The sequence below is a fragment of the Aeromonas sobria genome (genome assembly GCF_000820145.1).
Classification (GTDB): domain Bacteria; phylum Pseudomonadota; class Gammaproteobacteria; order Enterobacterales; family Aeromonadaceae; genus Aeromonas; species Aeromonas sobria.
The window spans coordinates 14,969-29,984 of sequence record NZ_CDBW01000017.1 but is presented as its reverse complement, the minus strand read 5'-3'; the positions used below and the strand labels follow the sequence as shown (position 1 = coordinate 29,984).

Below are 15,016 nucleotides of genomic sequence, written 5' to 3'. Positions count from 1 at the left end.
GGGAAATGGGGCAATAGGCCAGCGACCCCTTCCCGCCCAAGCTCCGGCGCATCGGGACACGGGCAAGCCACCCACAAAAAACGGCACCCTTGAGTGCCGTTTGAAGTGTTACGCCAGTGGCAACAGTTCGCTATCGCTAGGGTAGAACCCCTGCTCCGGCTCGATGCCGGGGGGATAGAGCGCCAGCAACTCGGCCACCTTGTTGCGGGTGCCGCCATTACGGCTGATGGTGCGCTTGACCAGGATCTCGTCGAGACGGGCGCCGCGATAGAGCTCACGGGTCAGTTCGATATCGTGGTTGCTGATCAGTACCGGCACCCCCTTTTCTGCCGCCGTATGGCGCGCCAGACGGGCAAGTACAGCCTGATCGTCCAGGGTAAAGCCACCCGCCGCATAGCTGGTGAAGCTGGCGGTGGTCGATAGCGGCACGTAAGGAGGATCGCAATAAATCACCCAATCCTCTTCGGCACGCTTGATCGCATCGGCATAACTTTCACAGATAAAGGTCGCCTTTTGCGCCTTCTCGGCAAAAGCCCACAGCTCTTTTTCCGGGAAGTAGGGCTTTTTGTAAGAACCGAACGGGACGTTGAAGCCCCCTTTCTTGTTATAGCGGCACAACCCGTTGAAACCGTGCCGGTTGAGAAACAGAAACAGCAGTGCGCGATCGAAGGTCGCTTCGGTCTGATTAAACTGAATGCGCAGCCGATAGTAGGCCGCTTTGTGATTGTTCTCTGCCACGAACAGCTTGCGAGCTTCTGCGATGAAGCGATCTGGCGTCAGTTTGAGATGGTTATAAAGACAGATCAGATCCGGATTGATGTCATTGAGCACATACGCATCGTAATCCGTGTTGAGGAACACAGACCCGGCACCGACGAAAGGCTCCAGCAACACACGCCCGGCGGGCAGACGCTCGGCGATCTCTTCAACCAGGGAGTATTTTCCCCCGGCCCATTTTAAAAAAGCGCGTGTTTTCTTCATGGAAATCCGGTGTGTAAGAAGGCAAGAACCAAAAAGGGGGACGATTCTACCCCCTTATTTGGTATCAAGGCTATTGCTTCAACTCTTTTTGTACCTGAGCAAATGACTTGGGCCAGGGTTGACCTTTGAGCAAGGCAGGGGAGAGCTTGCGAATGGCACTCTTGGCCGGATTCAGCCCGGCATAATCCCCTTGCAGCACCACATACCAGGGGCTACCGCGGAATTTGGTCTGATAGACCCACACCTTGCCCGCCAAACCATGCTCGGCGACAAACTGATCCACCGCCTTGGTGTTGCTCGCCCCCATTAGCTGGATGCTGTAATGATTACGCGGTTTTTGATTCAGGGTTGCGACCGGGGTCAACGCCACTTGGGGGGCTGCTACCGCCGCAGGCTCACTGGCGACGGGGGCCGCTGTTGCCACGGTGGGCGTCGCTACACGAGCAGCATTCTGCGCGGGGGGATTCACCACCGGATTGACTGGCAACGTGGCAGCTACTGCACCGCTGGCAGACGTACCACTCGGGCCCTTGCCGGTCAGCTCGTCTTCCACGTCAGTAGGCAGTGCGCCGCTCACCTTGGGCTCGGTCATCAGCTTTTGCACGACTTCGTCAGAGATCACCACCCGACGCCCTTCGTAATTACCGGATTCGGTGGTCAGGCCTTCATTTTCGACCGACTTTGGCAGCACTTTACCTTCCGGCTGCCAATCCTTTACCACACCATTCGGATTGCTCGCCGGGCGGCTGTCGACACCTTGAGTCACATTCGCCCCTTCCGCATTGCCAACGGTGAGAGGATCTCCCCCCGATACAGCAACAGGCAGGGCAGTGGTCTGTGCCGGGTCCTGCAATGCGGGCTTGCTTGCCCCGTCAAATAACGCAGGCAGCAGATAACTCAACCCCAGCAACCCACCGGCTACCACCGCGATGGAGATAGCTATTTTCTTGACAGGCAACTCTGCCTGACGCTTCTTGGGTCTTCTGTCGGTCATGATATCCTCCAATAATTGCATGATGGTGGACGGATGCCCATTCGCCGTTTTCAGAATCTCTTCCACGGTCAACTTGGGCAAGAGGGCCGCCGGGATCTTGAGCTCTTTGGCTTTCTCATACAAGAAGATGCGCTGTTCGGGCGGGCTCAGTGGCGGCACTTCCAGCTCAAGGGCCGGCATGGCACGCCCTTTCAGCTGCGACTTCTGATCACGGCACCAGCTATCGCTACCTGACACCAAAATGGCCAGCTGATGCGGCATGGCCAAGGTGTCATTGTGTCGGCTGATCGCCCACAGTTCCGCAGGCAACTCGGCCGGTAACTGATCGGCACGTTCGATCATCAGCAGCAAGGTGGCCGGTTTAGCTCCCTCCAGCATGCGAAAGAAGCTCTCCGCCAGCGCATCCTGTGGGTTGAACAGCGGCCGCGCCACCACTTGTGGCAACAACAATTGGCGCACATCCACCATCTTCATGGCGGGTGTACCAATCAGGCTCACCACCCGTACTTTTTCCGGCAACTTGCCAAGCAGGGATTCACACAAGGTGCCTCGACCACTGCCAGCCTTACCGGAAAGAAATATAAAGGGGTGATTGAACTCAATCAGATGCAGCAGCCGATCAGCCAGCTGCCGCTGGGAAGGAAGGTTAAGCAGTTTATTCGTCACGACCAGACTCAATCACCGCCAATAGTTCAGCATCAGATACATCGGCGACCACTTTTGCATGACCGATACCAACCGGCAACACCAGACGCAGCTTGCCTGCCAACACTTTTTTGTCACGACGCATATGGCGAATGAAGGCGGAAAAATCCATCTCGGCAGGGGCTTGAATTGGCAAATCGGCGGCGAGCAGCAGGGCGCGAACTCGCACAACGTCCGCTTCACTCATATCGCCACGGGCCTGCGCAGTCCAGGCAGCCAGCATGGTACCGGCTGATACAGCCTCACCGTGCAGCCAGTTGCCATAGCCCTGTTCAGCTTCGATAGCATGACCAAAAGTGTGGCCAAGATTGAGTAGCGCGCGCACACCGTGCTCGGTCTCATCCTGACCGACTACGTCGGCTTTGATTTCACAGCATCGTTTGATGGCATAAGCCAGCGCGGCAGGTTCCAGCTGTTGCAGACGCACCATGTTCTGCTCCAGCCAGCTGAAGAAATCAGCATCCCAAATGATGCCGTACTTGATCACCTCGGCCATCCCCGCGGCAAATTCGCGGGCAGGCAAGGTAGTCAGACACTCGGTATCGATAACAACCTGCTTGGGCTGATAAAAAGCACCAATCATGTTCTTGCCGAGAGGGTGATTAACGGCAGTCTTGCCGCCAACAGAAGAGTCGACTTGGGAAAGCAGGGTGGTCGGGATCTGGATAAAAGGAATGCCACGTTGATAGCTTGCTGCCGCAAAGCCCACCAGATCCCCAATCACCCCGCCCCCCAAAGCGATCAAGGTGGTATCACGCCCATGGTTGGTTTCAAGCAGAGCAGACATGATCTGCTCAAAGGTCGCCAGGTTCTTGTATGCCTCGCCGTCCGGCAACACCAGGTGTTCCACCTGAAATCCGGACAGCAGCGCAGTTACCTGCTCAAGATAAAGCGGAGCCACTACCGAATTGGTAACGATCATGACTCGCTTGCCCTTGATAGTCGATGCCAGCGCCTCGGGGCGCTGCAACAACCCCGCAGCTATCTCGATGGGATAGCTGCGTTCACCCAGTTCGACCTTCAACCGTTCCATGGACGTCCTCTAGATTACATACCGATCAGCTTTACAATTTGATTGGCAACGATTTTTGCACTCTGATCATCAGTCTGGATGACAAAGTCAGCCACTTCTTGATAGAGGGCATTACGCTCTTGTGCCAGACGCTCCAGCACTTCGCGCGGCGGCTCTTCGGTCTGTAGCAGAGGGCGGCGTTTGTCTCGCTGTGTGCGCGCCAACTGCTTTTCAATGGTGGTTTCGAGGTATACCACGATACCGCGAGCAGAGAGTTTGTTGCGTGTTTCACGACTCTTGATGGCACCGCCACCCGTTGCCAGCACGATTCCCTGCTGTTCTGAAAGGTCACCTATGACCTTCTCTTCGCGGATCCGGAACCCTTCTTCGCCTTCAACATCGAACACCCAGCCGATATCGGCACCACTACGGCGCTCAATCTCATGATCTGAGTCGAAAAACTCCATATGCAGTTGTTCTGCCAGATGTCTACCTATGGTGCTCTTGCCCGCACCCATGGGACCTATCAGGAATATATTGCGTTTCTCAGCCATGTCTTTTCGTTAGTAATTACAAACTGTACGACCCCGAAAACAACTCGTTCGGGGTACCTATGAACCTTATCTTGCGATGGATCAGGAGGGGGATTATCTCAATAGAAATCGGGACTGGCAACCGCAGCCCTCACGCCCCTGCCTCATTGGGGCGTAAGGTTATATGTGTTTTACCCTCACATGTAAAGCATTCAAAAGGCGTCAGTGACGATCCGCGGCGTTACAAATATCAACAATTCCCGCTTTTTGTTCTCACTGGTGGTCTTGCGAAACAACGCTCCCAATCCGGGGATATCACCCAGCAATGGCACCTTGGTCACATCACTCTTGATGGTTTGCTGATAGATGCCACCAAGCACCAGCGTCTCACCGTTGTTGACCAATACCTGAGTGGTGATGGACTGGGCATTGATAGACACCGCATCTCCGGTACCGGTTGGAACAGTTTCCCCTTTGGTATCCTGAGTGACGGTCAGGTCGAGAATAACCCGGTTATCGGGGGTGATTTGCGGCGTAACTTTCAAGCTCAGCACCGCTTTCTTGAAGGTCACTGACGTTGCACCACTGGATGACGATTCCACATAGGGGATCTCGGTACCCTGTTCAATCAGTGCCGGTTTCTGGTTGGCAGTGGTGACTCTCGGGCTCGCGATGATTTCGGCCTTACTCTCTTTTTCCAGTGCCGACAACTCAAGATCCAGCAAAGTCCCATCAGCCAGACGAGCGACCTGGAAGGCCAAAGTACCGGCCGCATTGGTGACCGGCAGGTTAACGTTCATCCGATCGTCGACGGTTGGCTTGGTGTTTGTGCCTGTACCGTTACCTGAGCCATCATTTCCCTCGATGGAACCGGAGGTACTGTTGCCATGACCATCGTTCTTGGTCACCCCCCAACGGACCCCGAGCGCCTCGTCAAAGCCGTCATCAATAGTGACCATCCTCGCCTCGATGACCACCTGTTTAACCGGAATGTCGAGGATATCAAGCATCCGCTTGATGCTGCTGATGACATCTGCCGTGTCCTTGACCACCAGCACGTTGGTCCGCTCATCCACACTCACTGCACCACGGGGAGAGAGCAGTTTGGTGCTTTGAGAGGAGAGCAAAGCTGCCACTTCCGTGGCCTTGGCGTAGTTTATTTGCAGATACTCGGTATAAAGCTGAGCCAGATCGGCGACCTGATTACGGCTCTCCAGTTGCTGCTTCTCACGGGTCGCAATCTCCTCCGCAGGAGCCACCAGCAGGATGTTGTTATCCAACCGCTTGTCCAGACCACGTACCTTCAAAATAATATCGAGTGCCTGCTCCCAGGGCACTCCATCCAGACGCAGGGTGATGTTCCCAGACACCGAATCGGTCGTCACCAAGTTCAGATTGTTAAAATCGGCAATCAACTGCAACACGGTTCGAACAGGAATATCCTGGAAGTTCAATGAGATGGGTTTACCTTGATACTGCTTCGCGGCAGTAGCTGCGGTGCGCTTTTTCACCTCGATAATCAACAGTTTGTCGGCCTGATCATAGCGATAATCAAACTGGCCATTGATCGACAATTCAAACAGCGTGTCACTGCCCTGCCGAAAGACTTCAACCTGGGATACCGGGGTGGCAAAATCTTGCACATTGATGAGATTAAGCAAACTATCCGGTACACGGGTACCATGAAATTTGGCCAATACCGTTTGGCCACGACTGCTCACATCAACAGCAGCAGAGCTGTTATCAAGCGTCACCAAAAACTCCCCCTGACCATCCTTACCACGACGAAAATCGACCCCTGTAACGGTATTGAAATAGGCGCCACTGCCACTGTTCTGGTAATTATTCAGGACCGGCTTGCTGGCGGGAAGCACAACAGGGGCAGATGTCGAGGCAACAGGCATCGACTTTGCAACAACTTGTGAATTAATAAGGGCAGAGGGTGCCACAACTGGCATCGCGGCGGGAGTCACGGCAGACGGTGCGATCAAAGCACTCTCGTTGTTGATCAACGAAGAAGATGCTCCCTCACCTAACGAGACCAGCAATTTATTGCCTTGTTGCTGAACCTGATAAGGTGCCAGTTGATCGAGGGCTATCTTGATATCAAGACCAGCCCCCTTCCCTTCCACCTTGATATTATCGACCCCCTGACGCTGGATCGGCAGCGGGTTGACCTTCAACGCACCGACAGCCCCTGGTACATGCAATAACAGTTGGTTGGGTTGATAAGAGAGACGATCGGTAAAGCCAGTGACAGGTTCACTAAAACTGAGCTCCAGCTGCAACTGATCAGCCAGCAATGGATTGACCTTGATCTCCTGCAGGGTTGCCACTGCCCACGCCTGACTGAAGGCGCTGGCGCAAAACAGCAAAGCCACTTTGGATACACTCTCTATTGTTGTTCTCATTGCTGTTCGTCCCTGATTATTGTTTTTCTTGCACATTGGCCATGGCCAACTGGGTTTCTCTTGTGACCCAGCACCCCTTCCCGTCCGGGATGGTTTCTAGCAAATCCACGGCAGTGTCGGTGATCTTGATAACCCTGCCCTGATCCAGCCCCATGTATTGATTAAGCCCAACCCGCATCGACTGACCATCCGGCGTACGGACCAATGCCCACAACTGACCTTTTTTACCTAGCGAACCTTGCATCGACAAACTGGCAAGCGAGTAGCTCTCCAACACTTCTTTTTCCCTCTCCATCACAGTCTGAGCGCAATCAGGCTTCAGTTTGGCAGTGCTGTCACTCCCAACGCTTGCCTCTGGCTGTGGCATCATGAAAGGGCTGCGCAGCTCTCGCTGCTGATAGCTCATAGGAGAAAAAGGCTTAATTTCGGGCAAAGGTTCGATAGGGATGGGGGGTCTAGCCTTGACCTGTGCCACATAAGCATCCATATCCTCCTGGCCACCACACGCCGCCAGCAGGAGGGCAGGTAACAACCAGCAGCTGCGTTTCATTGTTTCGGCTCCACAGTTTTACCGTTGTACTTGTAGGTCTTGGCCAGCATCGACATTGAAATCAGGTCTCCCGACTCCTTGTTTTGACCCAGAGTGAAGGAGTCGAGGATCACGATACGGGGCAAGGCAGCCATATCTGCGGTGAATTTGCCAATTTCATGATAACTTCCCACCACTTCAATGCGCATCGGGAGCTCGGTCGAAAACTCGTGTTTGAGTTCCGGCTCCCAGTTTATCCTGTTCAATTTCAAGCCATTATCAGTAGCGATGAAACTCATGTCGTCCAATAAACCGGCAACTTCATGGGTATTGGGTAACTGCTTGAGCTGGGTATCAACCATCTGTTCCAGCTTGATCATTTGCGCCTTGTAGGCTCCCAAATTTGCTGCCAGCATTGCCTTACTTTCAAACTGCCCTTTCAGCTCAACCTCTTTACCGGTTTCCTGAGTTAACCTGGTCAGCGAATTGGCGATCACATAGTGATAAATGGCCCCTCCGCTCAGCACACAGCAAAACAGAATAAAGATCCCCTTTGCCCATTTTGGCCAGCTGGTTATGTCATTTAAATCCAGCTCGTTAAGTTGCTGAAGATTCATTGGTTCTCCTTGGCCACATCCGCTGAAACCGCAGCATTGTTAGCGATCAGGAACATCATGGAAAACTGGCTAAGGGACACGGGTGCAACATCGGCTGCAAAAATAGTACTTATCTTCGACTGTCCCAACCAGCCAGAGGCATCGATCCTCCGCATCATGCTCGCCACCCGACCATAGGCTTCGGTCTTGCCGTTGACATCAATGGTATTGCTCTGCATGGCAAGGGTATTGAGATACACACCATTTGGCACCAGCTCAGGAAGCTGATTAAAGAGGCGAACAGGGACATTACGGCGCATCTGTAATAATTCGATAAGCTCCATTCTATCAATAAGCTCCTTTCGGCGCTCTTTTAGCAGACGAATTTCACCTAGTTGGGCATCCAGAATAGCCATCTCCTGCACCAGTCGCTGATTGCGCTGTTGCTGGGTACTTATCTGGCGCTCAACCAACCAATCGGCGAAAAAACCCAACGCTACCGTCACCAGAACAAACACCCCCAGCAAAGCACCAAACTGTTTCTTCTGCCGCTGCGCCCTAGCTTCACGCCAAGGTAATAGGTTTATATTTGACATGGTGTGAAACTCCTCAGAGCCAACCCGAATGCCGTCATGTACCTGGCGCCATGGGTCAGCTCGGCCTCACCTTTCGGTTTGCCAAATAATGCAAACAGATCCGGATGCAGTACCTCGCAATTCACCTCTTCCTTGACCTGCACCACCAAGCCGGGCAGCAAACTGCCACCACCGGTCAGTACCAGTGTCGATAGTTCGCGATAACCGGACGAACTGCAAAAAAGCTGGATATTACGGCGTACTTGCTGCAGCAATAAATTGATATGGGGCATCAGCACATCCAGCTCATGATCGACCGGCAAGGTCCCTTTGGTTTTAGCCTGTTCAGCATCGTCCAGGGTCATGCCGTAAAAGGAGGAGAGCGCCTGACTATATTGATCACCACCAAAATTCTGCAGACGGGAGTAGATCACCTCCCCTTTGATCAACGCCGCAAATGTCATGGCGCTGGCCCCGATATCGATCACTCCGACGGGCCGCTCACTGGTCTGTAATTCTGGCAAACAAGTGACCACGGCACGACCCAGCGCATGGGCCCCCACATCGACCACCTTGACCACCATTCCCGCCTCGGCAAGGGCGCTGACCCTGCCATTGACACTTTCAGTCCGAGCGGCACTTAGCAAGACATCCTGACGGTCATCATTATTGAGCGTGGGGCCAAGTACCTCAAAATCGAGGCTTACTTCATCAATGGGGAAGGGGATGATCTGCTCAGCTTCCAACTGCACCTGATTCTCCAGATCCTTGTCGCCAAGACGAGCATCGGTCTGGATAACCTTGGTGATCACGTTGGAGCCGGTCACTGCAGTGGCGGCATATTCACTGTTGCCAGCGATCAAGCGTTTGAGGGTTTTGAGAGATTGGCTGACGCGCTCGATATCTTGCAATTGATAATCGACCAGCGTCCCTTTGGGTGTAGGGATATCGGCAACCGATTCGAGATGTAGTTTGCCAGGGCGACCACTGAGAGTGACGGCCTTGATGGTCTGACTACCAAAGTCAATTCCCACCAGCGGCAAAAGAGAACCCTTATTGAATAGCCCAAACATATACACATCCATGCGTTATTGGGTTTTTTTTACTCATACTGAGTGTAGGACACACAATCAGAAGAGTCCTTCTCTCATCCTAAATGCTCTATCTATCAATGTCATAAAGTTTATACCGAAAAGTGACCTGGTTCGCTTTCTTGGTACCGGGTGGCCATCCTTGGTTATTGCGGCCCGTAGTGCTAACCTTTCGCCTCCTTTTGAGGTGGGTGGCTTGCCACAGGAAAACCTCGAATTCCCGATGGCAAAAGGGCTATACTCTGCGCCCGTTGGCTAATTTTAAGACGATTGGTAGTTCTTCCATGCTGAAATGGCTCGTTCGCCTGTTTATTGTCATGATGCTAGGTGCTGCGCTGGGTGTTGCCAGCCTCATCGGTATCTACTTCTATATCAAACCCCAACTTCCTGATGTCACCGCACTGCGTGATGTCAAGCTGGCGACCCCGATGCGGGTTTACAGTCGCGATGGGGAATTGATCGCCCAATATGGCGAAATTCGTCGTATTCCGTTGCGTCTGGACGAAATTCCACAACCGATGATCGATGCCGTGCTGGCGACTGAAGATGCACGCTTCTATGAACACCCCGGCATAGACCCCATTGGTATCATCCGTGCTGCATCAGTATGGGCCGTCTCCGGCCATGCCCGTCAGGGTGCCAGTACCATTACCCAGCAGGTTGCTCGTAACTTCTTTCTGAGTAACGAAAAAACCATCATTCGTAAGGTCAAGGAAGTATTCCTGGCTTGGCGTATAGAGCAAAACCTCACCAAAAACGAGATCCTTGAGCTGTATCTCAACAAAATCCCTCTCGGTTACCGCTCCTTTGGTATCGGTGCTGCGGCTCAGGTTTACTTCGGTAAAGAGGTCAAGGATCTGGGGCTGGATGAGATCGCCATTATCGCCGGTCTGCCTAAAGCGCCATCCATGCTCAACCCGATCCGCTCTCCCGAGCGCGCCTTTGCGCGTCGCAACGTGGTGCTGGGCCGGATGCTGGAAACCGGCAAGATCACCCAGGCCCAGTTTGACGAAGCCTCAAAAATGCCTATCAAGGCCCGTTTCCACGGCGCTGAAGTGACCCTCCACGCTCCCTATCTTGGCGAGATGGTGCGGCAAAAAATGCTGGAGCAGTTTGGCGAGGATGCCTACACCATGGGCATTCACATCTACACCACTGTGAGTGCCGAGCGTCAGCGGGCAGCCAGACAGGCACTGTTGGATGGCATCTTTGCCTACGACATGCGCCACGGCTATCGCGGCCCGACTGCACAACTGTGGAAAGCGGGCGAAACCAGCTGGGATTACGAGCAGCTCGTGGCTCACCTAGGCAAGCAGCCCACTTATGATCCGCTGATGGCGGCGGTCGTCACCAAACTGGGTGATCGCAACGCCACGCTGGTACTCAAGAATGGCAAAGAAGCGGAGCTGGGTTGGGACGGCATCAAATGGGCTCGCTCATTTATCACCGATGACCGCCAAAGCTATGCGCCCAAATCGGCGCGCGATGTGCTGAAAGTCGGTGCCCAGATTTGGGTAAGAGCAGAAGGTGAAAATCTGCTGCTGGCACAAGTGCCCGACGTTAACGCCGCACTGGTTGCCATGAATCCGAAAAATGGCGCGCTGGAAGCGGTGGTGGGTGGTTTCAGCTTCGAGCTATCCAAATTCAACCGGGTTGATCAGGCCCGTCGCCAGATCGGTTCCAACATCAAGCCCTTCCTCTACGCTACCGCGCTGGAGCATGGCTACACCCTGGCATCTCTCATCAACGATGCACCCATCAACCAGTGGGACCCGTCAAAAGGGCCGATGTGGCAGCCAAAGAACTCACCGGCCGTCTATGATGGGCCAACCCCGCTGCGCCTTGGTCTGGCAAAGTCCAAGAACGTGATGTCGGTACGTCTGATGCGCGCCATCGGTCTGGATACCTATATCGATGGACTGACCCGCTTTGGCTTTCCACGCAACTTTATCTCGCCCCATGAATCGCTGGCGCTCGGCGCAGCCGAGTTCACCCCGCTGGAGGTGGTTCGCGGTTACTCGGTCCTGGCCAACGGTGGCTTCCTGGTGACCCCTTATTTTATCGACAAGGTCACCGACAGCCTGGAGAACACTCTCTATCAGGCTAATCCCGCCATTGCCTGCACCACCTGCGAACAGCAGGCGATGCCCGCGCAAGAGACCATGCAGCAAACAGCAACTGCTGATAACACTGCACAACAAGATGGTTCGCTGACCCCTCTTGCACCGACTATCGCCCCCCACACCATCAGTGCCCAAAGCTCATTTTTGATCACCGATACCCTGAGCACGGCCATCTGGGGTGGCAACGGCTGGCGTGGTACTGGCTGGCGAGCTGCCCGCGACCTGAAACGTCACGACATTTCCGGTAAAACCGGTACCACCAACGAATCACGGGATGCCTGGTTCTCCGGCTATACCCCGGACATAGTCGCTACCTCCTGGATCGGTTTTGACAACCACCAGCGTGGCCTTGGCCGTGCCGAGTTTGGCGGTGGCGCCGCGCAGCCTATCTGGATCGACTTCATGAAAGTCGCCCTCAAGAAGTTGCCCGAGCACAAGATGCCGGTTCCCGAAGGGATAATGACAGTCAAGATTGACAGCGAAACCGGCCTGCTGGCGACCGGTAGCGGCAGCGACGAATACTTCAAGGAAGGTACCGAGCCGACCCGCTACGCAGCGCCCAGCTCGGATGGCAATCAGGTCTATGGCGGTGACAACCCTGATGTGGAAGGGCCCGTCTCCACCGACGATATCTTCTAAGCCGCCCTCGCGGCAGAGACCAAACCGGCAGCCAAGGCTGCCGGTTTTTTTATTGGGCCAACTGCGTTGCCATCAAGGTGGCGATCGCGGCGGCCAGCTCGTTGAAACAGGGACGACGTACCGAGTAGTGGCGATAGAGCAGCGAGATGGTGCGCCCCGGCACCGGGTCGACCACCGGCCGATAGCTCACGCCTCCCTCATCATGATCGGCAGGTACGGCCAACTTTGGTACCAGGGTCATGCCACTACCGGCGGCCACCATGTTGCGCAGAGTCTCCAGACTGGTGCCCTTGAAGCGTTGATCCTCCCCGATACCGCCGGCAAAACAGAATCCCATCGCCTGATCCCGCAAGCAGTGACCATCCGCCAGCATCAGCAGCTTCTTGCCTTTGAGATGACCGAGCGGCACCTGGCTGGCCTGCGCCTCAGGATGATGGCAAGGCACCGCCAGCCACATCGGCTCGTGATAGAGCTGGATTGAGCCAAACCCCTCCATCCCAGGCATCTCCGCCAGAATCACGCAATCCAGTTCGCCCTCTTCCAGCTTCTTTAACAGGGCCTGGGTCTGCTCCTCGTAGAGGTAGAACTCCAGTTGGGGAAAACGCTCACGGAGGGTCTGGATGATGCGGGGCAGCAGATAGGGGCCCACGGTCGGGATGAAACCGATGTGGATCTCCCCTGACATGGGTTCGGAGAAGTGCTGGCCGATACTTTTAAGCTCGCGCACCTCCTTCAGTACCCGGCGCGCCTGATGAGCCATGGCATCACCAGCAGGGGTGAACAGCACCTTGCGCGAGGTACGTTCGATCAGGATCACCCCGAGCTCATTTTCCAGCTTTTGTAACTGACCGCTCAGGGTTGGTTGACTGACAAAACAGCGCTCGGCGGCTTTGCGAAAATGTTTTTCCTCATCCAGCGCCACCAGATATTCGAGATCGCGAAGATTCATACAGCAAGAGTCCTGCCTGGAAATGGGCCATCAGCATGCACAATATCGCCTTGCAGGACAAGTCACCGGCCCCGGACCTGACTCACCCGTCACGTCCCAAATAGCAACAGCCCGATCACCTCGCGGCAACCGGGCTGTTTGACTGGCTGATCTATTACACCCTGAAACGACGCACCATCTCCTGCAGCTGAGTCGCCAGATGATTCAGCTCGTTACATGCCTGAGACATCTGATTGGCACCGGCGGCCACCTCTTCTGAGGCATGGCTGATATTGACCACGTTACGGTTGAGCTCCTCACTCACCGCCCCCTGCTCTTCGGTGGCCGTCGCAATCTGGATGTTCATATGCGAGATGCTGCTGACCGAGCCACTGATCTGGGAGATGGATGCCCCGGCTTCCCGCGCAGTAGAAACTGTGGTGTTCATCAGCTCCTGACTCTGCAGCATGGTAGTGCCTGCCTGTTCGGCACGCTGCTGCAGCTCGGCAATGATGGTGTTGATCTGGGAGGTAGAGTCCTGAGTCCGTTTGGCCAAGGTTCTCACCTCATCGGCTACCACCGCAAAGCCACGCCCCTGCTCACCGGCCCGAGCGGCCTCGATGGCGGCGTTGAGCGCCAGCAGGTTGGTCTGTTCGGCAATGCCGCGGATCACTTCCAGCACCATGCCGATATTACGGCTGTCATCCCCCAACTGACGGATCACCACAGCAGTACTCTCGATGGCACCTGCGACCCGTTCGATACGCAGAATGGAGTCATTCACCGTCTTGGCCCCAATCTCTGCGGTTTCGCTGGCCGAGGTAGCGGCACTGGCGGCATCACTGGTGTTGCGCGAGACCTCCTGCACCGTGGCCTGCATCTCGTTCATTGCCGTGGCCAACTGGTTCAACTCGTGTTGCTGGGCACTCATGTTGCTGGCCGACTGACGGGCCACCGAACTCATCTCCTCGGTGGCAGAGCTCAGTTGCACCACGGACCCGGAAACCTCACTCACTAGGGTGCGCAAATTGTCCTGCATCTCGCCAAATCCTTTGGCAAGGGTCCCCAGTTCATCATTGTTGAACTGCTGCATATCGATGCGGGAGGTAAGATCACCAGACGATACTCGGCGGGTCTGCTCCAGCAACGCCATCACCGGGTTGCGGATCTGACCGGTCAGCAACCAGGCAATCACCACCACAAAGCCCAGAGCCACCAGACTGATGATGATGCTCATGGTTCTGGCATTGCTGTACATGGCGGCAATATCTTTCACCATGCCATCGGCAATCTCGTTATTGATCTCCCGCAAGCGATAAGACTTGGCCCCCACCTCTTCCAACGCTGCGCGGGTTTCGTTCTTGCGCAAACTTCTGACCCGTTCCAGATCGCCAGCCGCGAAAGCGCTCATCAGTTGTTCATGCACCGAAAAATACTTGGCACCTGCTGCGACCGTCTGTTCATAGACCTGCTTCTCTTCGGCCGTACTGAATGGCAAAGCACCATATTGCTGAGCGGCCTGCTCGAACTCCTGCCTGGCCTTGTTGAAGGTAGCGGTACGCTCGCTCACCTCTTGCATATCTTTATTCAATCCGCCGATCACCTGGGCCAACTCTGAACGGCGGGCGTCCAGCACGGCGACGTGCATCTGACTCGCCAAACGGGTAGAAGGCAGCATATTGCCGGTTATGGTTTCGGTATCACCATAGAGCTTTGCCAACTGGCTGCTTGAAAACCAGGCCAACCCCAGAACAAGCACAGCCAGAATGGCAAATCCGGCGCTCAACTTCTGGCCGATAGACATGTTTTTGAACATATGAGGGCTTCCTTGAAATGAGTCTTCACTCCCGAAAATCCCCCGGGAATGGTCATATAGAGCATAGCCTGCGCACAGAAAAC

Annotated in this window: 12 protein-coding genes; 1 reads left to right on the top strand and 11 read right to left on the bottom strand. The window is 54.8% G+C overall.

From position 1 onward, the window contains the following. Nucleotides 1-108: 108 nt before the first annotated feature. From BN1135_RS08780 to tapM, 9 genes are all read right to left on the bottom strand, one after another. Nucleotides 109-981 (bottom strand): Dam family site-specific DNA-(adenine-N6)-methyltransferase, encoded by an 873-nt coding sequence (locus BN1135_RS08780; RefSeq protein WP_042020408.1) that lies wholly within the window; start codon nt 979-981, stop codon nt 109-111. Nucleotides 982-1,051: 70 nt separating this feature from the next. Continuing rightward, a complete protein-coding gene (locus tag BN1135_RS08775) occupies nt 1,052-2,641 on the bottom strand; it encodes an SPOR domain-containing protein (protein WP_042020406.1) in 1,590 nt (529 codons plus the stop codon). Then, nucleotides 2,631-3,713 (bottom strand): 3-dehydroquinate synthase, encoded by a 1,083-nt coding sequence (aroB, locus tag BN1135_RS08770; protein WP_042020404.1) that lies wholly within the window; start codon nt 3,711-3,713, stop codon nt 2,631-2,633. Before aroB ends, BN1135_RS08775 begins: the two co-directional genes overlap by 11 nt. A 14-nt stretch (nt 3,714-3,727) precedes the next feature. After that, nucleotides 3,728-4,246 (bottom strand): shikimate kinase AroK, encoded by a 519-nt coding sequence (gene aroK / locus BN1135_RS08765; RefSeq protein ID WP_042020402.1) that lies wholly within the window; start codon nt 4,244-4,246, stop codon nt 3,728-3,730. 191 nt (nt 4,247-4,437) lie between these two features. Beyond that, nucleotides 4,438-6,636: a type IV pilus secretin PilQ gene (locus BN1135_RS08760; protein ID WP_042020401.1), complete on the bottom strand. Its 2,199-nt coding sequence runs from the start codon at nt 6,634-6,636 to the stop codon at nt 4,438-4,440. Nucleotides 6,637-6,652: 16 nt separating this feature from the next. Further along, nucleotides 6,653-7,186 carry a pilus assembly protein PilP gene (locus tag BN1135_RS08755; protein WP_042020400.1) on the bottom strand — a complete coding sequence of 178 codons (534 nt, stop codon included), beginning with the start codon at nt 7,184-7,186 and terminating at the stop codon, nt 6,653-6,655. Beyond that, nucleotides 7,183-7,782: a PilO family type IV pilus biogenesis protein TapO gene (gene tapO / locus BN1135_RS08750; protein WP_042020399.1), complete on the bottom strand. Its 600-nt coding sequence runs from the start codon at nt 7,780-7,782 to the stop codon at nt 7,183-7,185. Before tapO ends, BN1135_RS08755 begins: the two co-directional genes overlap by 4 nt. Next, the gene (gene tapN / locus BN1135_RS08745; RefSeq protein WP_042020397.1) at nt 7,779-8,357 is read right to left on the bottom strand and encodes a PilN family type IV pilus biogenesis protein TapN; all 579 of its coding nucleotides are present in this window, start codon (nt 8,355-8,357) and stop codon (nt 7,779-7,781) included. The genes tapO and tapN overlap by 4 nt, the downstream gene beginning before the upstream one ends. After that, nucleotides 8,345-9,409, bottom strand: coding sequence for a PilM family type IVa pilus assembly protein TapM (gene tapM / locus BN1135_RS08740; protein WP_042020396.1), 1,065 nt, complete (start codon nt 9,407-9,409; stop codon nt 8,345-8,347). The genes tapN and tapM overlap by 13 nt, the downstream gene beginning before the upstream one ends. A 302-nt stretch (nt 9,410-9,711) precedes the next feature. On the opposite strand from tapM, the gene BN1135_RS08735 reads away from it, so the two are divergent. Beyond that, nucleotides 9,712-12,189, top strand: a complete 2,478-nt coding sequence (locus BN1135_RS08735) for a penicillin-binding protein 1A (RefSeq protein WP_042020395.1) — start codon at nt 9,712-9,714, stop codon at nt 12,187-12,189. A 49-nt stretch (nt 12,190-12,238) separates the two neighbouring features. On the opposite strand, the gene oxyR is transcribed toward BN1135_RS08735, so the two are convergent. Continuing rightward, nucleotides 12,239-13,138 (bottom strand): DNA-binding transcriptional regulator OxyR, encoded by a 900-nt coding sequence (oxyR, locus tag BN1135_RS08730; RefSeq protein ID WP_042020394.1) that lies wholly within the window; start codon nt 13,136-13,138, stop codon nt 12,239-12,241. Between the two features lie 154 nt (nt 13,139-13,292). Continuing rightward, the gene (locus BN1135_RS08725; RefSeq protein WP_042020393.1) at nt 13,293-14,933 is read right to left on the bottom strand and encodes a methyl-accepting chemotaxis protein; all 1,641 of its coding nucleotides are present in this window, start codon (nt 14,931-14,933) and stop codon (nt 13,293-13,295) included. Nucleotides 14,934-15,016 lie beyond the last annotated feature (83 nt).